This is a genomic window from Nocardioides limicola, assembly GCF_016827675.1.
Classification (GTDB): Bacteria; Actinomycetota; Actinomycetes; order Propionibacteriales; family Nocardioidaceae; genus Nocardioides; species Nocardioides limicola.
Window position 1 is genome coordinate 193,888 of record NZ_JAERJA010000002.1, and the last position, 21,335, is coordinate 215,222.

Below are 21,335 nucleotides of genomic sequence, written 5' to 3' on the forward strand. Positions count from 1 at the left end.
GCCCTCCAGCCAGACCATCGCGGCGGCACCGAGAAGCACTGTTGCCAGCCCGACCCCGATAGCGAGACCAATCTTCTGAAAGCGGCGACGATCCGCGCTCCGCTGACGTGGATCCACGGCACCAACATGGCGTGTCTCCGCTACCCAGTTTCCAAAGTTCGGTCTCCGGGCTCCGACATCTTGCGCGAGTTGGGACTACTACCGGAACCGCTTCCAGCGCAACCGCGGCCTCAAGATCGACTTCGCCGACTGAGACGTCTCCGGTGATCGAGTGCCGCCGAGGAACGAGGCGGTGTACCGCACCTCCGGTGATCGAGTGCCGCCGAGGAACGAGGCGGTGTACCGCACCTCCGGTGATCGAGTGCCGCCGAGGAACGAGGCGGTGTACCGCACCTCCGGTGATCGAGTGCCGCCGAGGAACGAGGCGGTGTACCGCACCTCCGGTGATCGAGTGCCGCCGAGGAACGAGGCGGTGTACCGCACCTCCGGTGATCGAGTGCCGCCGAGGAACGAGGCGGTGTATCGAGATCACCTCACCCCACCCACAAGGTCCTTGGTCCTCCCGAACGGGCCGAAGGTTGGGCGGGAAGGCCGATGATCTGTTTCACTAGTGATGCGCTGCTGCGGTCCACCCGCATGGGAGGGCAGCGCTGTCACCTGGGGAGGGAGGCATGACTGCGGTGAGCGGACGTGGCATGGGAGCGCCACCAGCAACCGTGAGTTGGCTGCTGACGATCGTCAGCGGCCTCGTGGTGCTGCTCGGAGCCTCGACCTGGACCCAGCAGCCGTTCCCGCTCACCCCGCTGGTGGCGTTGGCGTTGGCGGTGACGCCGGCCCTGGTCTCGTTCGACGCGCGCAGCGCCCCCTGGTGGTTGCCGGTGTTGGCGCCGACGGCGCTGCTGGTCGCCCTTCCCGACCCGACGCCGATGCTGGCCGCGTGGGCCTTGGTGGTGCTCGCCAGCCACCTGGTCTGGAGCCCCGGCCGGGACGCCTTCCCCCGGGCCGGACTGAGCGTCGGGTACGGCGCGCTCGTCGCGCTGGCGGCGTCGTACACCGGGCTCGGTGCTGCTGTGGAACTCAGCTATCGGAACCAGGTCGGGGCGTCGTTGGGCGCCGACCATGTGCTGCCCGCGGTGCTGCTGGTCCTGCTGGCGGTCGCCGCGCAACGCGCCGGAGCAGCCAGTGAGCGCGGCCGGACCCTGGAGGTGCTGTCCCAGGCCGCCTCCGAGCAGCCCTGGCCCGACGTGGACACCCAACTCCAGGAGGCCGCCGCGCGCGCCCTGCCGAACGCCGGCGCCCGGATCAGCGCCGAGCCCGGGACCGGCGCCCGGCTGAGCGCCCAACTGGCCGACGGCCGCTACCTGGTCCTCGACCGCGCCCGCTGGAATCGGCCCTTCACCCGCCGCGACGTGGCGGCGACAGCCGCGCTGGTGGTGATGGCGGACTCCTCACGGACCACTGCCCGGCGGCGGGTCCGGTCGGAGTCCCACCTCTCCGTGGACCCGCTCACCGGCCTGCCCAACAAGGTCGGCTTCGACGACCTGCTGGAGGAGACCGCCCGGCAACGCCGCCCCGCCGAGCAGGTGGCGTTGCTCTACCTCGACCTCAACGGACTGGGCGAGGTCAACAGCCAACTTGGCCACCTGGACGGCGATGAGGTGCTGCGCGTGATGGGCAGCCGACTCCACTGCGAGCTGCCCGCCGGTGCCGCCGCGGCCCGCGTCGTCGACGACGAGTTCGCGATCCTGGTCCGGCACGCCGACGCCGCCCAGGTGGCGACGGCCCGGGAGCGACTCACAGAGCTCGTCGGGGAACCACTGACCGTGGGATCGCAACTGCTGCAGATGGACGTCACCATCGGAGCCGCGCTGTCCGCCGACCCCGACGACGACCTCAACGCGTTGCTCGACGAGGCCCGCGACGAGGTGCTGGCCGCCAAGCAGTCGCGGGCGGGCAACCACCGGGCGAGCCCTCGCTGGGTCAACGAGCGAGCCTTCGTGCAGGGCCTGTTGGGCCGTCACCGGATCGAGGTGGCCTACCAGCCGATCATCGACCTGCCGCGAGGGCGCCTGGTGGGCTACCAGGCACTCCTGCACACCGCCGACGAGGACTTCGGGACACTGCCGCAGATGATGCTGGTCGGCGCCGCCGAGCGGTTGAGTCTGCTCGATGATCTCGCCGACGCCATGGCCACCCAGGCCATCCCGACGATGACGAAGGTCGCCGAGGAGACCACGCTGCCGATCACGCTCGCTCTCGATGTCGAGTTCGCCCAACTCGACCCGGGCAACGAGTTCCTGGCCTCACTGCCGGGACGGCTCACCGACTCCGGCGTCACGTTGATGCTGGACGTCTCCGAGCGCCACTTCGGGCGTTGGGGCCCCAGCCAGGACCGGATCGCACACTGGCTGCGCGAGCAGGGCATCCGGCTGGCCGTCGACGACTTCGGTGCCGGCCACTCGACGTTCTCGTTGCTGAACAGTTGGGACTGGGACCAGGTCAAGATCGATGCCTCGTTGGTCTCCGGCCGCGACGATCCGCAGGGACGCCTGATGCTGCGCCACGTCGCCCAGATGCTGAGCGACCTGCGGATCCCCGGACTGGCCCAGGGCGTGGAGACCCGCGAGCAACTCGAGCACGTGCACGGGTTGGGCATCGGTCAGGCCCTCGGCCCACACCTGGGCGAACCCATGTCGGCCCAGGACCTGCTCGCCGACCTTGCCCATCACGGCGTACGACGGCCACGCTGGCGGGCCTGAGCGCTCGCGGTTCACCGGTTCTGTCGGTGGCTTCGGCCATGCTGGTCGTATGGACACCACCACGCTGCTGACACTGCTGGTCGCCCTGCTGCTGGTCGGGCTGGGGCTGCTGGTCGGCTACACCGCTGGAGCCCGTCGGCCCAGCCCGGCGCCGGCCGGCCGGGAGGCCGAGTTGGAACGTCGGGCCGCCGAGGACGCGCTGCTCCGCGACGGCATCGACCGACTGGACTCGCAGTTGCGTCACCTGCAGCGCGACCAGGCGGATTGGCAAGGTCAGTTCGTCACCCAGGTGCGACAGATGGTGCAGGCCAACGAGTCGCTTCGGGTCGAGACGCAGTCGCTGGCCGGCGCACTGCGACGCCCCGAGGTGCGGGGGCGTTGGGGCGAGATGCACCTGCGGCGGACCGTGGAGGTGGCCGGACTGGTGGACCACTGCGACTTCCGCGAGCAGCAGACCGACAGCCGCGGTCTGCGACCGGACCTGGTGGTGCACCTGGCCGGCGGCCGGCAGTTGCCGGTGGATGCCAAGGTGCCGTTGACCGGCTACCTGGACGCGCTCGAGAGTGACGATGCCGACGAGCGGGCCGCCCATCTGGCCCGGCACGTGCGACACCTGCGCACCCACATCGACCAACTGGGCAGCAAGGCCTACTGGCGCGAGTTGGACGCCCCCGAGTTCGTGGTGCTGTTCCTGCCCGCCGAGGCGTTCCTCAGCGGCGCGCTGGAGCGCGACGGTTCGCTGATCGAGTACGCCGCCGACCGGCAGGTGGTGCTGGCCACCCCGTCCACCCTGATCGCCCTGCTGCGGACCGTGGCGCACGGCTGGCGGCAGCACGCCTTCACCGAGGAGGCCGAACGGGTCCGGGCACTGGGCGTGGAGATGCACGACCGGCTCGGCGTGATGGCCGGCCACCTGGACGGGCTGGGCCGTTCCCTGAACCAGGCGGTGGGCAACTACAACTCCGCCGTCGGGTCACTGGAGTCGCGGGTGCTGGTGACCGCGCGCCGGTTCGCCGAGATGGGCGTCACCGAGCAGCCGCTGCCCAGTCCGAGGCTGGTCGACGCGGCACCGCGCTCGCCCACGCTGGTGGAGTTGCCGGAGCCGCCTGCGGCGCGCCGCGCCCAGGGCGCCTGAGCGGCGCCGTACCGTGAACGGGTGAGCGTGGCTCGGACCGGGGCGACGACCCGTCCCCGCACCCTCTGGGAGGAGGGCCAGGAGCGCGGCCGCAACGTGGTCGTGCTCGGGCTGGCCCTCGCCCTCTCCGCGGTGAGTCTGGACCTCGTCCTGTCCGGTGAGCTGACGATGTTCTTCGGGCTGGCGTTCATCGCCAGTTGTGGAGTGCTGGCGCTGGTGGTGCGTCCGGAGGACTTCTTCACCGTCGGCGTGCTCCCGCCGCTGCTGCTGGTGGCGGTGTTCGTGCTGCTCGGCGTGCTCCGCCCGGGCACCGTCGGAGCCGCCGATGACCGCGTGATCCAGGCAGTCTTCTCCGGGCTTGCCACCCACAGCGCCACGCTGGTCTCCGGCTACGCCCTGTGCCTGCTGCTGCTGGCCATCCGGCACCGGGTGCTCAGCAGGCAGTTCGCCTGATCACGCCTCGAACCGGGACGGGTCACCGGCGCCGACCCGGAGCACCTCCGGAGCCGAGTCCGACCAGTCGATGACGGTGGTCGGCTGCGGCAGCACCTCGCCGGCCTCGATCACCAGGTCGACGGCCATGTCGAGCTCCTCCTTGATCTCCCAGCCCATCGTCCGGGGCTCGGTCTCCCCGGGGAGGATCAGGGTGCTGGTCAGGAGCGGCTCACCGAGCTCGTCGAGCAGTGCGGCGACCAGCGCATGGTCGGGGATCCGGACGCCCACGGTGCGCTTCTTGGGGTGCAACAGCCGCTTCGGCACCTCCCGGGTCGCCGGCAGGATGAACGTGTACGGCCCGGGAGTGGCCGCCTTGACGGCCCGGAAGGCGGCGTTGTCGACATGCACGAACTGCCCCAACTGTGCGAAGTCCTTGCAGACCAGGGTGAAGTGGTGCTTGTCGTCGAGGTCCCGGATCCGCAGGATCCGGTCCCGGCCGTCCCGGTTGCCGAGCTGACAGCCGAGCGCATAGCCGGAGTCGGTCGGATAGGCGATCAACGCGTCGTCACGCAGTGCCTCCACCACCTGGCTGATCAGTCGGGGCTGGGGGTTCTCCGGATGAACGTCGAGGTAGCGAGCCATGTCGCCAATCTACGGGAGCCGAGCAGCCGGACAAGCCCACCGATCCCCCCAATCAGGGGATGGTCACCGGACTCCTCGGCTCCCTAGCGTGGTCCTGGGCCCGGCAGGGCCTTCCACTGGGCCACGGGACCGGGGCTCAGCCGACACGGGGGTGGAGGAGTACTCACACATGAAGCGGATCAGAACTGCCGCTGCGGTCACCGCAGCGACTCTCTGCCTCGCAGTGATGGCGGCGCTGACGCCGTCATTCGCCGCGTCCTCGGTGAACCAGGAACTGGCCCAGGTGCGGGCCGCCACCGCCAAGTACCACGACGTGAACCGTGCGATCGCGGCCGGCTACGAGTTGGGCAGCCCCTGTGTCCCGAACATGGGCTACCACTACGTGCGGGGCGTGGCAGCCGACCAGAGCGAACTGGTGGCCACCGACCCGGAGATCCTGGTCTACGCTCCGCTGCCGAACGGGAAGCTGCGACTGGTCGCGGTCGAGTACGCCTCCTGGGCGCCGGCCAGCCTCTTCGGCGTGCAGTTCGACCCGCCCCACGGCGGACCGCCGTTCCACACCCTGCACGCGTGGGTGTGGCAGGCCAACCCGAATGGCGTGTTCGCAGCGCAGAACCCGAACGTGCGCTGCTGAGCCGGGACTTCCGCTGATCCCCCGGTCCCCGGGGCTGCGCCGACCGGCGTGGCTCCGGGGTCAGCCGCGTCCGGCGGCGCGGATGTCGCGGCGCAGCTCCGGCGGCAGCGCGAAGATCAGCGACTCCTCCGCGCTGTGCACCACCTCGGCGTCGGGGTAGCCCCGCGCGGCGAGGAAACCGAGCACGCCCTGCACCAGGTCGTCGGGCACCGAGGCACCCGAGGTGACGCTCACCTTGGTGACGCCCTCCAGCCAGGCCTCCTCGATCTCGGAGGCGTCGTCGACCCGGTAGGACGCCTTCGCGCCCGCCTCCAGGGCCACCTCGACCAGCCGCACCGAGTTGGAGGAGTTGCCCGACCCGACCACGATCACCAGGTCCGCGTCGTGACCGATCTCCTTGACCGCCAACTGACGGTTCTGGGTGGCGTAGCAGATGTCGTCGCTCGGCGGGTCGATCAGCAGCGGGAACCGCTCCCGGATCGCGGCCACGGTCTCCATCGTCTCGTCGACCGACAGGGTGGTCTGAGACAGCCAGGCGACCTTGGCGGGATCGCGGACCACGATGCCGGCCACGTCGTCAGGACTCTGCACCAACTGGATGTGCTCGGGCGCCTCACCGGCGGTGCCCTCGACCTCCTCGTGGCCCTCGTGGCCGATCAACAGGATGTCGTAGTCGTCCGCGGCGAACCGGCGGGCCTCGTGGTGCACCTTGGTGACCAGCGGGCAGGTCGCATCGATCGTCTTCAGTGACCGCTCCGCCGCGTCCGCATGCACCTGGGGCGACACCCCGTGCGCCGAGAAGACCACCGTGGCCCCCTCGGGGACCTCGTCGAGCTCCTCCACGAAGATGGCACCGCGGTCCTCGAGCGTGGAGACGACGTGCTTGTTGTGCACGATCTGCTTGCGGACGTACACCGGAGCGCCGTACAGGTCGAGGGCCTTCTCCACGGTGATCACCGCACGATCGACGCCGGCACAGTAGCCGCGGGGAGCGGCCAGTTGGACGCTCCGCTCCGCCTCCTCGGGGGTCAGGACGGAGGGCGTGCCGAGGTCGATGCTCATGGTGGGTGAGTCTACGCGGGGCCGGTGACGTCGGATGCCCCGGCGCCGACGCCGCGCTTCACCCTCGGCGGACCCGAGCGCACCAGCCAGGTGGCCACCAGCAGCAGCAGCCCGACCGCAGCCACCCCGGCGGCCTCGGGGGTGCGCCACCGCTCCTCGGCCACCAGCCAGCCCAAGGCACCGCCAGCGGTGACCGCCAGGATCACCAGCATCGCGGTCAGCGCCCGCAGCCGCAGGCCCCACCAACGGGCGTTGCGCTCGACATGCACGGCGAACGCCTCACGGACGTCGGCGAGCTCCACGGCCATCCGGCCCGCCCGCTCCTCGCTGGCGTGCCCGTCGACCACCGCCGCCTGGGCGATCTCGGTGCTGCGCAGCACCGCCGCCTCCGCCGCGGCCCGGTCCGTCTCCCGCTCGGCGGCGACCGCCTCGGCAGCGGCGCGCGCCGCGATCGCCTCGGCAGCCGCCTGCTCGGCGTCCGTGCGGGCGGCGTACGCCGCGTCCAGCAGCGCCGTCTGATCGGCCAACTGCTGCCGGGCGTCCTCGGCCGCCTCGGCCAGCGCCTGCTCGGCCTCGCGACGCTGGCGCAATGCCTGCTCGGCGCGTTCGGCCTCGGCCAACGCGCGCTCCTCGGCCTGCTGCCGCAGCGTCGCCGCTTCGGTGGCGGCCAGCTCGGCAGCGGCACGGGCCTGGGCCTGGTCGGCGGCGGCCGCCTCGGCGACCTCCCGGGCCTCGATGGTCTCGGCCAGCCGGATGGCCAGAGTCCGGGTCTGCTCCTCGGCTGCCGCACGATCCCGCTCGGCCTCGGCCGCCGACTGGGCCTGCTCGGCCGCGCCCTGCTCGGCCGCCGTACGCGCCGCCAGTGCTTCCGCAGCCCGAGCCGCCTCATCCTGGGCGACCCGCTCGGCGCCCTCCCGGGAGCGCTGTGCGTCAGCCGCGGCGCGCTGTGCCGCAGCGGCGACGTCGGCGGCAGCCCTGGCCCCGTCCTCGGCAGCTTCCCGGGCCTCCTGGGCCGCCTGAGCCAACTCGGCCTGACGCGCGACGGCAGCCTCCGCCTCACCGATGGTCGCCTGGACGCCGGCCACGATCTCGGCCAGCGCGGCGGTGCGGGACTCCAGATCGACCAGGGCGACGTTGGCCTCGGCCGCCATCGCCGACTGCTGAGTGGCGGCCTGCTCGGCCTCCAGACGTAGTTCCTGCGCCTGCTCGGCCAACCGAGCCTGGTCGGTGGCCCGGTCGGCGGCATCGGCGCGGGCGGCCTCGGCCGCCGCGGCTCGTTCGGCGGCCTCGTCGGCACGCCGCTCGGCGTCCTCGCGGGCCCGGGCTGCCGCTTCGACGGCCTCCTCGGCGACCCGGCGGGCCTCAGTCGCGGCAGCCACCTCGGCGAGCGCCGACTCGCGTTCGGCGACGCTGCTGGCGACCCGCTCCTCCAGCGCGTCGAGCCGGGCCGTCAGGTCGGTCTGGCGGGTTGCCTGCTCGACGGCCAGGGCCTCGACGGCCTGCTCGGCCGCGGCCCGAGCCGCATGCGCCTGCGCGGCGGCGGCGCTGGCCTGCTCGGCATCCGTCTGCGCAGCCACCAGCGCCTCGGCCGCCCGGGTGGCTGCCTCGTCGGCGACCATCCGCTCAGCCGCATGCTCGGCGGCGGCCCGTTCCGCGGACTCGCGCAACTGCTCCGCCCGCGCCGCGGCGGCGGTGGCCGCGGCGACCATCTCCTCGGCCTGCTGCAACGTGACGGTGGCCGGGGTCGGTGGCTCGCCCAACGGCACCGGGGAGGGGCCACGGCGGCGCCACCGCCGTGGGGAACTCTCGTCGGCGTCGCCCGGTGCCTCGCTGAAGTCAGTCATCGCCTCGAAGGATATGCCTCTCCTCCCCCGAAGGTGGTCTTCTGAGACGAGCGCGTGTCCAATCGCACAGCGATGTCGGACTCCTCGCCTAGGGTTGGCCGGGTGGCCCTGCAGACGAGTCCCGAGTCGCCGGTCCCGGTGCGCGCGGTGGCCACCGGGATCGCCCACCGGATCGATGACCTCACCCCGCTGTGGGTGGAGGGCCAGGTGACCCAGATCAGTCGTCGCCAGGGCAGCGCCACCGCCTTCCTGGTGCTGCGGGATCCGTTGGCCGACGTATCGATGACGGTGACCGCGCGCCGCGACGTGCTGGACTCCCTCGATCCGCCGCTGGTGGAGGGGGCCTCGGTGGTCGTCCACGCCAAGCCGCAGTACTACGTGCCGAAGGGCACCGTGTCGCTGGAGGCGCGCCAGTTCCGGATGGTCGGGCTCGGCGAACTGCTCGCCCGGATGGAGCGGGAGAAGCGCCTGCTCGCCGCGGAGGGGCTCTTCGCGCCCGAACGCAAACGGCGCCTGCCGTTCCTGCCCCGGTGCATCGGGCTGGTCACCTCCCCGGGCTCGGCGGCCGAGCAGGACGTGCTCGAGGTCGCCCGACGGCGATGGCCACAGGTCCGGTTCCGGGTGGCCGCGGCCACCATGCAGGGCACCAGGGCGGCGGAGGAGAACATCGCCGCGATCCGGAGCCTGGACGCCGACCCCGAGGTCGATGTGATCATCGTGGCCCGCGGCGGCGGCTCGGTCGAGGATCTGATGCCGTTCAGCAACGCCGGTCTGATCCGCGTCGTCTTCGCCGTCACCACACCCGTGGTCTCGGCGATCGGCCACGATCAGGACACCCCCCTGCTGGACCTGGTCGCCGACCTGAGGGCCGCCACCCCGACCGATGCGGCGAAGCTGGTGGTGCCCGACATGGCCGAGGAGTCCCACCGGCTCACCGTCGCCGTCGACCGGCTCAGGGCCTCGATCCGGCACCGCACCGACCGGGAGCAGGCGCTGCTGGATGCGCTGCGCTCCCGGCCGGCGATGGCCGACCCTCGCACCCTGCTGGACCGGCACGCCGAGGAGATCGATCAACTCGCCGACCGTGGACGTCGTACCGTCGGTCACCGACTCGACCGAGCCACCGACGAGATCGGACACCAGCTGGCCAGAGCCAGGGCCCTGTCGCCGCTGGCCACGCTACGACGGGGCTACGCGGTCCTCACCGACCCGGCCGGGCGCCTGGTCTCGTCCGTGGCCGACGTCGGGGTAGGAGCCGAGATCCTGGTCCGGGTCGCCGACGGACGCCTGCACGCCACCACCACCCACGCCGAACCCCTTGCCCTGCCGGAGGAGTCCTGATGTCCGAGACCGTCGACCCTGCCACCCTCTCCTACGAGGCAGCCCGGGACGAGTTGGTGCAGATCGTGACCCGGTTGGAGACCGGGGGCACCACCCTGGAGGAGTCACTCACCCTGTGGGAGCGCGGCGAGGCGCTGGCCGCCCGCTGTCAGGAGTGGCTGGACGGCGCCCGCCGCAAGCTGGAGGCCGCGCAACCCGACGAGTAGGCGGTGCCGGACAATGGCCCGGTGAGCCAATCCCGACACACCCGTTCCTTCGCCGGCCTGATCGGCGCACTGGTGGTCACGCTGGTGGCCGTGATCGGCTTCGTCGCATTCCGCGGCGTCCTGCGCGACAACGTCGCCGTGGAGCCGCGCCCGGTGGAGTGGCACTCCGCGGTCCGCTACCTCCAGGAGCAGGACACACAGGTGGCCTGGCCCGACCCGCTGCCCGAGGGCTGGCACGTGCGCGAGCCGCTCGACTACCGGCTCGCGCCGCGCACCCTGTGGTCGCTGCTGATGGTGACCGACGACCGCAGGTTCGTCGGCGTCCGACAGGAGGTCACCAGCGTCGAGGACGCGTTGCTGGCGGTCGTCGGTGAGGACGCGGAGGAGGGCGAGAGCCTGCGCCTGCCGAGCGCCGAGGTGACGGACTGGACGGTGTGGACCACCGATCAGGACCATGTGCTGGTCGCCGAACTGTCCGACGACGAGGTGCTGCTCGTCTACGGCACCGCCGGCCCAGCAGCGATCCAGGAGCTGGCCACCCGGCTCACCTTCGCCCCCAGGAGCGGCTGAGGGGCGGTCACCGCGGCCACCGTCCCGGTCGAACAGATAACATCCGAGGCATGGCAGAGGCCCACTCCCCCAGCGCCCCCCGTCCGTCCTTGCCCGACCGCAACCTGGCCCTGGAGTTGGTGCGCGTCACCGAGGCGGCGGCCATGGCTGCGGGCCGCTGGGTCGGCCGCGGCGACAAGCTCGGCGCCGACGGAGTCGCCGTCGAAGCGATGCGGGTGATGATCTCCAGCATCGGCATGAACGGCACCGTGGTGATCGGCGAGGGCGAGAAGGACGACGCCCCGATGCTCTTCAACGGCGAACGGGTCGGCGACGGCACCGGCCCCGAATGCGACGTGGCCGTCGACCCGATCGACGGCACCACGCTGACCGCCAAGGGGATGAGCAACGCCATCGCCGTGCTCGCGGTCAGCCCACGGGGCTCGATGTACGACCCGTCGGCGGTCTTCTACATGGAGAAGCTGGTCACCGGCCCCGAAGCGGCCGATGTGGTCGACCTCCGCTACCCGGTGGCTGAGAACATCCACCGGATCGCCAAGGCCAAAGGCTCCTCGCCCGCCGACGTGACCGTCGTACTGCTGGACCGGCCACGGCACGAGCAGATGGCCGAGGAGATCCGGGCCACCGGAGCCCGGATCAAGTTCATCGTCGACGGGGACGTGGCCGGCGCGATCATGGCCGCCCGGCCCGACACCGGCATCGACCTGCTGTTGGGGATCGGCGGCACCCCGGAGGGGATCATCGCCGCCTGCGCCATGAAGTGCACCGGCGGCGTCATCCAGGGCCGCCTGTGGCCCGTCGACGACGACGAGCGGCAGCGCGCCATCGACGCCGGACACAACCTCGACCCCGACCACGTGCTCTCCACCGACGACCTGGTCACCGGCGACGACTGCTTCTTCGTCGCCACCGGCATCACCGACGGGGAACTCATGAAGGGCGTGCGCTACCGCGCCGGTGGCGCCACCACCGACTCGCTGGTGATGCGGTCACGCTCGGGCACCATCCGGCGGATCACCAGCGAGCACCGGCTGTCCAAGCTCCGTTCCTACTCGGCCATCGACTTCGAGAAATAGCCATGGCCGGCGACATCCTCACCTCCGACGAGGCCTTCGCGGACCTCGGTGAGGTGTCGCTGTGCTACCAGACATTCGGCGACCCCACCGACGAGCCGCTGCTGCTGGTGATGGGGCTGGGCGGCCCGATGATCTGGTGGGACGACGCCCTCTGCGTGGAGTTGGCCCGTCGTGGCTTCCACGTGATCCGCTACGACAACCGGGACACCGGCCGGTCCACCCGGATCGAGCACCGCGTGGACCGGGCCACCCTGGTCAAGGCGTTCCTCGGACTGCCCATCCAGGCGCCCTACGGGATCGGCGACCTGGCCCGGGACGCGGTCGGCCTGCTCAACCACCTGTCCATCGATTCGGCCCACGTGGCCGGGGTGTCGATGGGGGGCATGATCTCGCAGGCGCTCACCATCGAGCATCCGGATCGGGTCCGCACCCTGACCTCGATCATGTCCACCACCGGCCGGCGGACCGTCGGCTGGCAGCACCCCAGCCTGCTGCCTGGGCTGCTCGCCCGTCGCAGCGGGGACAGGGAGTTGTACGTCGCCTCCGCGGCGGACTACTGGGCGATGATCGGCTCGCCGGCGTACCCGTCCACCCCGGAGCGGCGGCGGCAGCGTGCCGCGGACACCTGGGACCGGGGCATCAGCTTCAGCGGGGTGGTCCGGCACATGGTGGCCGTGGTCAGCCAGGAGGACCGCACCGCCGCCCTGGCCGACGTCACCTGCCCGGTCACCGTGCTGCACGGCACGGCCGACAAACTGGTGCACATCTCCGGGGGGCGGGCCACCGCGCGGGCGGTGCCCGGGGCCGAACTGGTGGAGATGAAGGGGATGGGCCACGACCTGCCGCCGGCCCTCTTCGGCGTGTTCTCCGACATCATCCGCAACAACGCCGACCGAGCCTGAGCCCGCTCACCCGGTGACGAAACGCACCGCTCGCCGCATCGCCGGACGAGCCTCGCCGATCGGCAGGATCGGGTAGACGTGCAGCAGCCCCTCGCCGACCTCCAACTGCACCGGCCACCCCGCTTCCCCGGCCCGACGAACCAGTTCGACACAGCCCGCGTACAGCATGTCGTGAGTGCCGCAGAAGACCAGCGCGGGCGGCAGCCCCGTCAGATCACCCAGCCCCGGTGACACCTCGGGCCGAGCCAGGTCGTCGGGATCACCGGCCCAGAACATCGCGTAGGCGTCGTGGTTGTCGTAGGAGAGCCACGGGTCCCGGGCCGCGGCCTCGGCGAAGCCGGGGGCGGAACCGGTCAGGTCCACCCAGGGCGCCAGCAGCACCAGTTTCTCCGGCTGCGGCCCACCGCGGTCCCGCAGCGATTGGGCGAGCGCCAGCGCCAGCCCACCCCCGGCGGAGTCGCCCGAGAGCAGGACCGGCCCCTCGGCCAACAGCTCCGTGATCAGCTCGACCAACGGCTCGTGTGAGTCGCGCCAGGAGTGTTGCGGTGCCAACGGGTACGCCGGGAAGACCAGCCGGGCGTCGAGGTGGTCGGCGAACCGGGCAGCCCACCGCCACTGTTGCGGCACTGCCGGAGAGGTGAACGAGCCACCGTGCAGGTGGACGACGGTGCGACGGTGGCTGCCGCTGCGCGGGGCCAACTCCCAGGCCGGGAAGCCGATGTCCCGGGAGGTGACCCGCCAGCGGCGCCGGATCGCGGCCGGGGGCACCGTGGCCCGTCCCTCGTTCCGGCGGATCAGGGCGGTACGGAACTTCTCGATGTCCCGGATCTCGCTGCGCGGCATCAGCCGCGGGATGGCGGCGGCCACGATCCGGTGCCGCAGGCTCGGCCCCGGCAGCAGCGGCAGCAGCGGCATCCCCCTCACCCCCACACCCCCCACCGACTTGGGCCTTGTCCGCGCCGACTTGGGCCTTGTCCGGTTCGGGTCACTGAAGACCCAGCCGCTTGAGCCACTTGGCGGCGGCACCCTCCCCCGGCATCGGCTTGCGGACCACCGAGACCCCGCCCATCAGCGCGACCCCTTTGACCCGAACCATCGGCGAGCCCGGATGCACCTCGAGCTGCACCTTGTCGCGGCCCTGGCTGAAGTCGCCCATGATGCCGACGCCCTCCACCGAGATCTGCGTCCACTGGTTGCAGATCACGTCGATGCCGCCCATGATCGCGTTGGCGTTGATCACCACCTCACGCGAGGCGAAGTGCGCCTCCCGCAGGTCCAAGGTGATGCCGCCCATCAGCGTGAAGGCCGCATGCTCGGCACCGATGGTCCAGACACCCTTGCGATCCTGGGCTCCCATCAGGGCGAACGACTTGTCGTGGCGCGGGATGTCGGTGAGGCCGGCAGCGGTCACCGGCACCGGCACGCCACCGGCCGCCACGGCCGGCAGTCGTGGGCCGGCACCGGGCAGGTCGGCGAGCAGCGGCACCAGGTCGGCGTACACCTTCGCCGCGTACGCCGACTCCAACCGCTCGTGGAGTTCGTTGACCTCCAGTCGGCCTTCCCCGGCGGCCTCGCGCAGCACCTCGGACACCGTGTGTCGATCCTCGTCCGAGATGCGCAGTTGCAGTGGGTCATTCATGCCCGCCAGCCTAGCGAGTGGGCCGGTCAGCCGATCGCGTATACGTGGGCCGCGGGCCCTCCACCCGGCAGGACCAGCTCGCCGGGCTCGTCCTGCGGCCGGCTGCTCTCGGGCGACAGCGGCGTCACCTGGCGTGCGGAGTCGACCCCGAGACGCCAGGCCGGGAGCCTGACCGGGTCGTGCGGGGCCCGGGCCACGTGGACGAGAAGGCGCTGTGCGGGGTGCTCGCGCAGGAAGGTCATCGAGTCGGCCTGCACGTCCACCCAGCGCATCCCGCCCCGGCGCAGCGCGACGTTGTCACGGCGCAGCGCCACCCAGGTCCGGTACGCCGTCAGGGTCGCGTGGTCCCATTCGGCAGCACGCTCCCAGGGGAACGGCGTCCGTGCGTGTTCGCCGTCGAGGCCGGTCAGTCCGAGTTCGTCGCCCATGAAGACGACCGGCACACCGGGCATCGTCATCTGCAGTGCCAGCCCGAGCAGATGCCGATCCCGGCCCACGCCGTCGCGATCGATCCAGCCATCGGTGCCACCGCCGGTCACGGTGCGGAACCGAGGCGTGTCGTGGGAGTCCAGGTGCGAGGTCGACGAGGTCCAGGCCTGCCAGGACATGGCGCCGTGCACCTCGCGCATCGTCTGCACGGCCGCGTCTCCGTCGAGCACCGGGATGTCGACCGGGAGACCCAGGTAGTTGAGGCCGTGGGGATGCCCCGGCCCGTGCGGGGCGCCGCCGTTGAGCCAACACCACAGCGGCCGGGTGAAGCCGGCGTAGTCCATGGTGCCGTGCCAGCCGGCACCGTGGAGGTCGAGCGTCGCGTCGTGACCGTGCTCGGCGAGCACCCAGGCGTCGGGGCGCGTCGCAGTCGCCGTGGCGCGCAGGGTCCGGGCCACGTCATGGGCGAAGTCGTCGTCCCGGAACCGTCCGGTCATGTTGGCGACGTCGATCCGCCAGCCGTCCAGTCCCCGCTCCAGCCAGCGGGCCACCACCGACCGGTCACCGTCATAGAGCCGTGCCCGCAGTTCCGGGCTGGCGTGGTTGAGCTTCGGCAGGCTCGGGATGTCCAGCCAGGATTCGTACCCCTCGCCGTCCTCACGGAGGTAGTAGAACGACGCCTCCACCGAGTCCGGGTCCTGGCGAGCCCGCAGGAACCAGTCGTGACCGTCGCCGGTGTGGTTGGTGGTGAGGTCTCCGACGACCCGGAGCCCGCGGTCGTGGGCGCTGGCCACCAGCGCCTCCAGTGCCTCGTCGCCACCCAGCACGGGGTCCACCCGGTCGAAGGAGACGGCGTCGTAGCGGTGGTTCGAGCGCGCCTCGAACACCGGGGTCAGATAGAGCAGCGTCGCACCCAGCCCGGCTGGATGGTCGAGGTGGTCGCGGATGCCCGCAAGCGTGCCGCCGTACCACTGGAAGGGCACGTCGGGGCCCTGGTGGACGACCGGGTCGTCCCATCCGGCGACGTGGGCCCAGTCCGGGGCCGGCGGGGCGGCGCCTCCTCGGGCGAACCGGTCCGGGAAGATCTGGTAGCCGACCTGATCCAGGACCCAGTCAGGAAGGCGGTGCGTGGTGTTGATGCGGAAGTCGGCGGCATCGGTGACGTCACGCCGGTGCACTCCGCTGCCGTTGAGCCAGCGGAATCCTCCCTCGGCGTCGACGAGGAGGAAGCGGTAGGAGGTGACCGGGTTGTGCAACTCCAACTCGGCGCTCCACCAGGCGCCGGCGGCCTCCGTCGTGGCACACACCGCCGCAGTGACGCACGGCTCTCCGTCCCGCACCGACCGAAGCACCACCGTGGTGGCTGCCGGGGACCCGTCGGCGCGGTGCGGGACCCACACCCGGAGGCCGATCCGGTCACCGAGGTCGGGGGTCTGCGTGTCGACGTAGAGCGGCGACCCGTCGTGGTGCGGGTCCGCGAGGCCCGGGCGGGTCACCCCTTGACTCCACCGGAGGTGAGCCCGCCGACGATGAACCGCTGCAGGTACAGGAAGACCAGGACCACCGGCAGAGCGGTCAACAGGGCACCGGCAGCGAAGACGCCGAGGTTGTTCGACCGGTCGCTGTCGATGAGACCGAAGAGGCCCACCGACAGCGTCTTGACCCGAGGGTCGGTCAGGAAGATCGATGCCAGCAGGAACTCCGCGACCACACCCACGAAGACGAGCAGGCCGGAGACTGCGAAGATCGGCTTGGCCAGCGGCAGGATGATCAGGAAGAACGTCTGAGCATGGCTGGCTCCGTCGATGCGTGCCGCCTCGTCCAGCGACCGCGGCACCGTGTCGAAGAAGCCCTTGATCAGCCACACCTGGCCGAGGGCGCCACCGAGCAGCACCAGGGTGTAGCCGAACACGGTGTTCAGTCCGAGCATCGGAATCGTGTGACCGATCTCGGTGAAGAGCGTGTACAGCGCGACCGCCGCCAGGAACTGCGGGAACATCTGGATCAGCAGCAGGGTCAGCAGCCCGCCGCGGCGGCCCCGGAACCGGAAGCGCGAGAACGCGTACGCCGCCAGCCCGCTGCACAGCAGTTGGGTCACGGTGACGGTGGCGCAGACGAAGAGGGTGTTCATGGCCCAGCGCCCGAAGGGGATCGACGGCGAGTTCAGCAGTGTCTCGAAGTGCACCAGACTGAAGTCGCGCGGGATCACGCCCGTGGAGACGACGTTGCCCAAGGGGTTGAAGGCGGCCGACACGATGTAGCTGATCGGGAAGAGCGCCCAGATGACCGCGATGAGTCCGACCGCGTGACGCCAGCCGACCTCCCGCCACCAGCGGCTGCGCGACGAACGAGCCCTCCGGCGGGTCCGTCGTGCGTCCGGAACGATCGAAGGAGCCAGATCCTGGGTCATTTCAGTGCACCTCCTCGAGGCTCTTGGTCGCGCGGAACTGCAGGGCGGCGATCACTCCGGTGAGGATGAACAGGAGCACCGAGATCGCCGAGGCGAAGCCGATCTGCGCGCCGCCAGCCCCGAAGGCGAGCCGGATCGTGTAGCTGATCAGAATGTCGGTGCCGCCGGCGGTCGGATTGTCCGGCGAGAACGGGCCACCCTGGGTGAGCAGTGCGATCGCGTTGAAGTTGTTGAAGTTGAAGGCGAAGGACGCCACCAGCAGCGGCGCGACCCCGACCAGCAGCAACGGCAACGTGATCAGTCGCAGGCGGGTGAAGCCGCCGGCGCCGTCGAGCTCCGCGGCCTCCTTGAGCTCTTCCGGAATCGCCTGCAGGGCGCCGGTGCACACCAGGAACATGTACGGGAAGCCCATCCACAGGTTGACCAGCAGCACGGCCCCCTTGGCCAGGGTCGGGTCACCGAACCAGTTCACGTCCAGCCCGGTCACTTGGTTGATCAGCCCGAAGTCCCGGTTGAAGAAGCTCGCCCAGATCAGGAGTGAGATGAAGCCGGGGATCGCATAGGGCAGCACCAGGATCGCGCGGTAGATCTTCTGGCCACGCAGCCGGCGGTCGTTCAGCGCCACCGCGAGCGCGAAGCCGAGCAGGAACGTGGAGCCGACCGAGAGGGTCGCGAAGAGCACCGTCCAGACGAAGATCCGGAGGAAGTCGTTCCTGATCCTGTCGTCGCCGAAGACCCGGAGGTAGTTGTCGAACCCGACGTAGGCGAGCCAGGACTGGTCGGAGATGCGCTGTCCGCTCTCCGACTGGTAGTACTCGCGGTCGCCCACCTGCTGAGGGGTGAACTCGGTGCCGGTCTCGGTGTCGATGATGGTGTCGCGCGCCTCGTCGTACTCCAGGGTGGTGCGGCCCTCGAACGCCTGGCTGATCCCGAGCTGGCGGATCGCTCCCCGGTCGGTGGGCACCGCGAACTCGGCCAGCTCGGGGCCGGCCGCGTTGACCTCGCTGGGGGTCAGGAGCGTGAAGCCGGTGGGTGGCTCGGTCACGAAGTCGTCGACGATGGTGACGTCGCCCGGGTCGAGCTGCTCGAGCCCCTCGGGGGTGCCGAGGAAGACCGATCCCGAGCCGGGGTCGACCAGGAAGAAGGCGTAGGGCCCGTTCTGCGGTGTGCCGCTGGTGGCGATGGCGAGGTTGTAGCGGGGCGCGTCAGGGGTCTGTTGCACGGACGAGGCGATGATCCGAGCGACCGTCTCGTCCTTGCTGGTGCGGGTGCCGTCACCGAAGTTGGTGGCGGAGAGTTGGCCGGTCATCACGATCGGGTAGACGACGAACAGGGTGAGCAGCAGCCCGCCGGGCACCAGGTACTTCGCCGGCAGCCCGCGGCCGGTCGCGTAGGTGGCGACCAGCACTCCCGCGATGACCCAGATCGCGGCCAGGAACAGCCACCGCTCCTGCCCGACCAGGGACGGGGTGAGGGCGAAGGCCGTCCCGACCACGGTGCCGAGTGCGAGCACCTTGAGCAGCAGCGGACCCACCACCGCCCGTCGCCGGTCGGCCCGTCGGGAGCGGGCGGCGGCAGAGATGTCAGCGTTCATCATCCGGTCCTCCGGGACGGGCGGCGGGGCCGACGAGCGGTCGACCCCGCCTCTGGGGAAGGTCAGCCGATGTTGCGTTGGATGGTCGCGCCGGCGTCACGGATCGTCTTCTCCGGGTCGGCGCCACCGACGATGGCGGCATACGCCTTGCCGAGCGGTTCCCACACCGCCGACATCTCCGGGATCGCCGGCATCGGCGCGGCCACGGCGGCAGCGGCAGCGAAGGTGGCGATGTCCGCGTCGGACTGGGCGATCGACTCGGCGACCGCGGTCATGCTCGGCGGCAGCTTGGCGCCTTCGAACATCGTGATCATCGCCTCCTCGGTGTTGACAGCGCGGGTGACGAACTCCTGGGCGAAGGCCTTGTTCTTGCCGGCGGCAGCCACCATGAAGGCCTGTGCACCCATGAACGGCTTGGCGTCCTCGGCACCGGCGAACGCGGGCACCGGCTGCACGTCGTACGCGATGCCGCTGTTGCGGATGTCACCGAGGGCCCACGGGCCGGAGATCAGGAAGGCGGCCTTGCCCTCGGTGAACAGGGCGATGGAGTTGTCGCTGCTGATCGAGCGGCGCAGCACCCGGTCGCCCTGCTCGCCGAGTCGGTGGATGCGCTCGGCGGCGGCGATCGAGCCGGGCCCGCCCACACCCAGGTCCTGCGGGTCGAAGCCGCCGTCGGCGTCGGTGCCGAACAGGTAGCCGCCGAGCGAGGTGAAGAGCGGCTGCATGTGATAGGCATCGCCGAGGTCGCCGACCGGCACGTTGAGCGCCGAGTCAACCTCGGCGTGGGCACGCACCGCAGCCTGACCCGCCTCGATCGCGTCGTCGAGGGTCGTCGGCGCTTCGGGAGCCAGGTCGGTGTTCCGGTACAGGCCCAGGGTCTCCACTCCGTAGGGCACGCCGTAGAGGCGCCCGTTGTACGTCGTCGCCTGGACTGCGACGTCGGAGTAGCCGGCGAGCTGGTCCGGGGTGAGCTGGAGCGGTTCGATCGCGCCGTTCTGCACCAGGTTCCCGATCCAGTCGTGGGCGCCGACCACGACGTCGGGGCCGTTGCCGGCTGCGTTCGCGGTCACGAAGTTGGCCTGCAGGTCCGAGGAGACGACCTGCACCGCCACCGAGATCCCGTTCCTCTCTCCGAACGGCTCGGCCACACTCGTGACCGCAGCCTCCTTGAGGGCGTCGGTCCAGATGACCAGGTCGGCGTCGCCACGGGTGGGCGCCTCGACCGACTCCTCCTCGGGTGCGACCTCGCTGACGGGGTCGGTGCCGCCGCCACCGCAGGCGGCCAACAGGAAGGCGGCCACCACAACAGGGATGCTGGTCCTGGAACTCTTTCGCATGGTTCTCCTCGGTGGGTCGACGGCGGCCGGGGAAGGTCGGCGTCTGCCAGTGTGACGTGCCGCACACCGTAGCAAGAGTTTGCAGGGCTTGGAAAGACCTTGCAGCAAACTGTTCCCGCAGGCAGGGCGGATTGTCGCCTACGCAGCAGGAAGATTCTGTGACCTCTGCAAACAATTTCGAGCCCATTGGCCGCATTCGTGCCGCAGAGCCACTACTCTCGCCCCATGCAGGTCCGTCTGTCCCAGATCGCTGAACGCGCCGGGGTGAGCGTTGCCACCGTCAGCCGCGTGCTCAACGACAAGCCCGGCGTCAACGAGGCCACCCGGCGCGCCGTACTCGGCGCGGTCGACGTCCTCGGCTACGAGCGTCCCAGTCGGCTTCGCGCCAAAGGTGCCGGTCTCGTGGGCCTGATCGTGCCCGAACTGGAGAACCCGATCTTCCCGCGGTTCGCCGAGGCCGTCTCCGTCACCCTGGCCCAGCACGGCTACACCCCGGTGTTGTGCTCGCAGCGCGCCGGCGGGATCCACGAGGACGCCTACGTACGCACCCTTCGCAACCACGGCGTCGCCGGGATCATCTTCGTCTCCGGGATCCACGCGATCGCGGACACCGACCCGACGCGCTACCAGGAGCTCTGCGAGGCCGGTCTCCCCCTGGTCCTGGTGAACGGCTACCTGGACGATCTCAAGGCCACCTTCATCGCCTACGAGGACGCCACCTCGGTCGATCTCGCCGTCGGACACCTGGCTCAGATGGGGCACACCAGGATCGGTCTCGCTCTCGGCCAGGAGCGCTTCACACCCACCATCCGCAAGCGCGACGCCTTCGGGGACGCGATGCGCCGGCACGTCGACGCGTCCTTGACCGACGAGGCGCTCGCCGACCTCCAGGCCTTCACGGTCTACACCGTCGAGGGCGGATCGACGGCCGCCCACACCCTCCTCGACCAGGGTGTCACCGGAATCGTGTGTGGCTCCGACCTGATGGCTCTCGGTGCGATCCGCGCCGCACGACAGCGAGGCCTGCTGGTGCCGGAGCAGCTCTCGGTGATCGGCAGCGACGACAGCCTGTTGGTCGAGTTCACCGACCCGTCCCTCACCACCGTGAGGCAGCCGGTGACCCCGGTCGCGAATGCCGCAGCGCAGGCCTTGCTGGACCAGATCGCGGGGGAGCCACCCGCCACGTCGGAGCTGCTGTTCAGGCCCGAGCTCGTGGTCCGTGGATCCTCGGCACGAGCGCCCATCGACTGAAAGTTCTCGTTCAGCAAGATATTGCACTTGCTGAAACCGTGTGTCATGCCTCACCATGGTCCGGTGACC

Annotated in this window: 20 protein-coding genes; 10 read left to right on the forward strand and 10 right to left on the reverse strand. The window is 70.8% G+C overall.

Going from position 1 to position 21,335, the window contains the following annotated elements; translation table 11 throughout:
- Positions 1-198: 198 nt before the first annotated feature.
- Positions 199-483 carry a hypothetical protein gene (locus JKG67_RS04845; protein ID WP_203336143.1) on the reverse strand — a complete coding sequence of 95 codons (285 nt, stop codon included), beginning with the start codon at positions 481-483 and terminating at the stop codon, positions 199-201.
- A gap of 188 nt (positions 484-671) precedes the next feature.
- Here JKG67_RS04845 and JKG67_RS04850 point away from each other — a divergent pair, with 188 nt between their 5' ends.
- From JKG67_RS04850 to JKG67_RS04860, 3 genes are read left to right on the forward strand one after another with little or no spacing between them, the layout of a single operon-like run.
- Complete coding sequence (locus JKG67_RS04850; RefSeq protein WP_203336144.1) at positions 672-2,759, forward strand: EAL domain-containing protein; 2,088 nt, start codon at positions 672-674, stop codon at positions 2,757-2,759.
- Positions 2,760-2,808: 49 nt separating this feature from the next.
- Positions 2,809-3,894, forward strand: coding sequence for a DNA recombination protein RmuC (locus JKG67_RS04855; RefSeq protein WP_203336145.1), 1,086 nt, complete (start codon positions 2,809-2,811; stop codon positions 3,892-3,894).
- 21 nt (positions 3,895-3,915) lie between these two features.
- Positions 3,916-4,347, forward strand: a complete 432-nt coding sequence (locus JKG67_RS04860) for a DUF6542 domain-containing protein (RefSeq protein WP_203336146.1) — start codon at positions 3,916-3,918, stop codon at positions 4,345-4,347.
- On the opposite strand, the gene JKG67_RS04865 is transcribed toward JKG67_RS04860, so the two are convergent.
- Entirely contained in the window at positions 4,348-4,971 is a 624-nt protein-coding gene (locus JKG67_RS04865) for an L-threonylcarbamoyladenylate synthase (protein WP_203336147.1), read from the reverse strand.
- Positions 4,972-5,140: 169 nt separating this feature from the next.
- Here JKG67_RS04865 and JKG67_RS04870 point away from each other — a divergent pair, with 169 nt between their 5' ends.
- Positions 5,141-5,605: a hypothetical protein gene (locus JKG67_RS04870; protein WP_203336148.1), complete on the forward strand. Its 465-nt coding sequence runs from the start codon at positions 5,141-5,143 to the stop codon at positions 5,603-5,605.
- Positions 5,606-5,665: 60 nt separating this feature from the next.
- On the opposite strand, the gene JKG67_RS04875 is transcribed toward JKG67_RS04870, so the two are convergent.
- Both JKG67_RS04875 and JKG67_RS04880 read right to left on the reverse strand, forming a co-directional pair.
- Positions 5,666-6,667, reverse strand: a complete 1,002-nt coding sequence (locus tag JKG67_RS04875; protein ID WP_203336149.1) for a 4-hydroxy-3-methylbut-2-enyl diphosphate reductase — start codon at positions 6,665-6,667, stop codon at positions 5,666-5,668.
- An 11-nt stretch (positions 6,668-6,678) separates the two neighbouring features.
- Positions 6,679-8,511 (reverse strand): coiled-coil domain-containing protein, encoded by a 1,833-nt coding sequence (locus tag JKG67_RS04880; RefSeq protein ID WP_203336150.1) that lies wholly within the window; start codon positions 8,509-8,511, stop codon positions 6,679-6,681.
- Between the two features lie 102 nt (positions 8,512-8,613).
- Here JKG67_RS04880 and xseA point away from each other — a divergent pair, with 102 nt between their 5' ends.
- Genes xseA through JKG67_RS04905 form a run of 5 tightly spaced genes read left to right on the forward strand, consistent with a single transcriptional unit; the run spans position 8,614 to position 12,606 of the window.
- Positions 8,614-9,852, forward strand: a complete 1,239-nt coding sequence (gene xseA / locus JKG67_RS04885) for an exodeoxyribonuclease VII large subunit (RefSeq protein WP_203336151.1) — start codon at positions 8,614-8,616, stop codon at positions 9,850-9,852.
- The gene (locus JKG67_RS04890) at positions 9,852-10,058 is read left to right on the forward strand and encodes an exodeoxyribonuclease VII small subunit (RefSeq protein WP_203336152.1); all 207 of its coding nucleotides are present in this window, start codon (positions 9,852-9,854) and stop codon (positions 10,056-10,058) included. The genes xseA and JKG67_RS04890 overlap by 1 nt, the downstream gene beginning before the upstream one ends.
- A gap of 21 nt (positions 10,059-10,079) precedes the next feature.
- On the forward strand, positions 10,080-10,628 hold the full coding sequence (locus JKG67_RS04895) for a DUF4245 family protein (protein WP_203336153.1): 549 nt from the start codon (positions 10,080-10,082) through the stop codon (positions 10,626-10,628).
- Between the two features lie 50 nt (positions 10,629-10,678).
- On the forward strand, positions 10,679-11,704 hold the full coding sequence (gene glpX, locus JKG67_RS04900) for a class II fructose-bisphosphatase (RefSeq protein WP_203336154.1): 1,026 nt from the start codon (positions 10,679-10,681) through the stop codon (positions 11,702-11,704).
- A gap of 2 nt (positions 11,705-11,706) precedes the next feature.
- Positions 11,707-12,606, forward strand: a complete 900-nt coding sequence (locus JKG67_RS04905) for an alpha/beta fold hydrolase (RefSeq protein ID WP_203336155.1) — start codon at positions 11,707-11,709, stop codon at positions 12,604-12,606.
- Between the two features lie 6 nt (positions 12,607-12,612).
- On the opposite strand, the gene JKG67_RS04910 is transcribed toward JKG67_RS04905, so the two are convergent.
- The 6 genes from JKG67_RS04910 to JKG67_RS04935 all read right to left on the reverse strand — a co-directional run bounded on the left by JKG67_RS04910 (position 12,613) and on the right by JKG67_RS04935 (position 20,015).
- Entirely contained in the window at positions 12,613-13,521 is a 909-nt protein-coding gene (locus JKG67_RS04910; RefSeq protein ID WP_203336156.1) for an alpha/beta hydrolase fold domain-containing protein, read from the reverse strand.
- Positions 13,522-13,591: 70 nt separating this feature from the next.
- Positions 13,592-14,245, reverse strand: coding sequence for a DUF1707 SHOCT-like domain-containing protein (locus tag JKG67_RS04915; protein ID WP_203336157.1), 654 nt, complete (start codon positions 14,243-14,245; stop codon positions 13,592-13,594).
- 26 nt (positions 14,246-14,271) lie between these two features.
- Positions 14,272-16,170 (reverse strand): glycoside hydrolase family 13 protein, encoded by a 1,899-nt coding sequence (locus JKG67_RS04920; protein ID WP_203336158.1) that lies wholly within the window; start codon positions 16,168-16,170, stop codon positions 14,272-14,274.
- Positions 16,167-17,084 carry a sugar ABC transporter permease gene (locus tag JKG67_RS04925; protein WP_203336159.1) on the reverse strand — a complete coding sequence of 306 codons (918 nt, stop codon included), beginning with the start codon at positions 17,082-17,084 and terminating at the stop codon, positions 16,167-16,169. The genes JKG67_RS04920 and JKG67_RS04925 overlap by 4 nt, the downstream gene beginning before the upstream one ends.
- 1 nt (position 17,085) lies before the next feature.
- Positions 17,086-18,678, reverse strand: a complete 1,593-nt coding sequence (locus JKG67_RS04930) for an ABC transporter permease subunit (RefSeq protein ID WP_203336160.1) — start codon at positions 18,676-18,678, stop codon at positions 17,086-17,088.
- A gap of 62 nt (positions 18,679-18,740) precedes the next feature.
- The gene (locus JKG67_RS04935; protein WP_203336161.1) at positions 18,741-20,015 is read right to left on the reverse strand and encodes a sugar ABC transporter substrate-binding protein; all 1,275 of its coding nucleotides are present in this window, start codon (positions 20,013-20,015) and stop codon (positions 18,741-18,743) included.
- A 225-nt stretch (positions 20,016-20,240) separates the two neighbouring features.
- Here JKG67_RS04935 and JKG67_RS04940 point away from each other — a divergent pair, with 225 nt between their 5' ends.
- Positions 20,241-21,266, forward strand: coding sequence for a LacI family DNA-binding transcriptional regulator (locus tag JKG67_RS04940; RefSeq protein ID WP_203336162.1), 1,026 nt, complete (start codon positions 20,241-20,243; stop codon positions 21,264-21,266).
- Positions 21,267-21,335 lie beyond the last annotated feature (69 nt).

Bases quoted from the DNA above. Each gene is read 5' to 3' on its own strand.
- JKG67_RS04935 (WP_203336161.1), bottom strand. From the start codon at position 20,015: ATGCGAAAGAGTTCCAGGACCAGCATCCCTGTTGTGGTGGCCGCCTTC.
- JKG67_RS04865 (WP_203336147.1), bottom strand. From the start codon at position 4,971: ATGGCTCGCTACCTCGACGTTCATCCGGAGAACCCCCAGCCCCGACTG.
- JKG67_RS04855 (WP_203336145.1), top strand. From the start codon at position 2,809: ATGGACACCACCACGCTGCTGACACTGCTGGTCGCCCTGCTGCTGGTC.
- JKG67_RS04940 (WP_203336162.1), top strand. From the start codon at position 20,241: ATGCAGGTCCGTCTGTCCCAGATCGCTGAACGCGCCGGGGTGAGCGTT.
- JKG67_RS04870 (WP_203336148.1), top strand. From the start codon at position 5,141: ATGAAGCGGATCAGAACTGCCGCTGCGGTCACCGCAGCGACTCTCTGC.
- glpX (WP_203336154.1), top strand. From the start codon at position 10,679: ATGGCAGAGGCCCACTCCCCCAGCGCCCCCCGTCCGTCCTTGCCCGAC.
- JKG67_RS04915 (WP_203336157.1), bottom strand. From the start codon at position 14,245: ATGAATGACCCACTGCAACTGCGCATCTCGGACGAGGATCGACACACG.
- JKG67_RS04875 (WP_203336149.1), bottom strand. From the start codon at position 6,667: ATGAGCATCGACCTCGGCACGCCCTCCGTCCTGACCCCCGAGGAGGCG.
- JKG67_RS04905 (WP_203336155.1), top strand. From the start codon at position 11,707: ATGGCCGGCGACATCCTCACCTCCGACGAGGCCTTCGCGGACCTCGGT.
- JKG67_RS04890 (WP_203336152.1), top strand. From the start codon at position 9,852: ATGTCCGAGACCGTCGACCCTGCCACCCTCTCCTACGAGGCAGCCCGG.
- JKG67_RS04910 (WP_203336156.1), bottom strand. From the start codon at position 13,521: ATGCCGCTGCTGCCGCTGCTGCCGGGGCCGAGCCTGCGGCACCGGATC.
- JKG67_RS04880 (WP_203336150.1), bottom strand. From the start codon at position 8,511: ATGACTGACTTCAGCGAGGCACCGGGCGACGCCGACGAGAGTTCCCCA.
- JKG67_RS04930 (WP_203336160.1), bottom strand. From the start codon at position 18,678: ATGAACGCTGACATCTCTGCCGCCGCCCGCTCCCGACGGGCCGACCGG.
- JKG67_RS04925 (WP_203336159.1), bottom strand. From the start codon at position 17,084: ATGACCCAGGATCTGGCTCCTTCGATCGTTCCGGACGCACGACGGACC.
- JKG67_RS04850 (WP_203336144.1), top strand. From the start codon at position 672: ATGACTGCGGTGAGCGGACGTGGCATGGGAGCGCCACCAGCAACCGTG.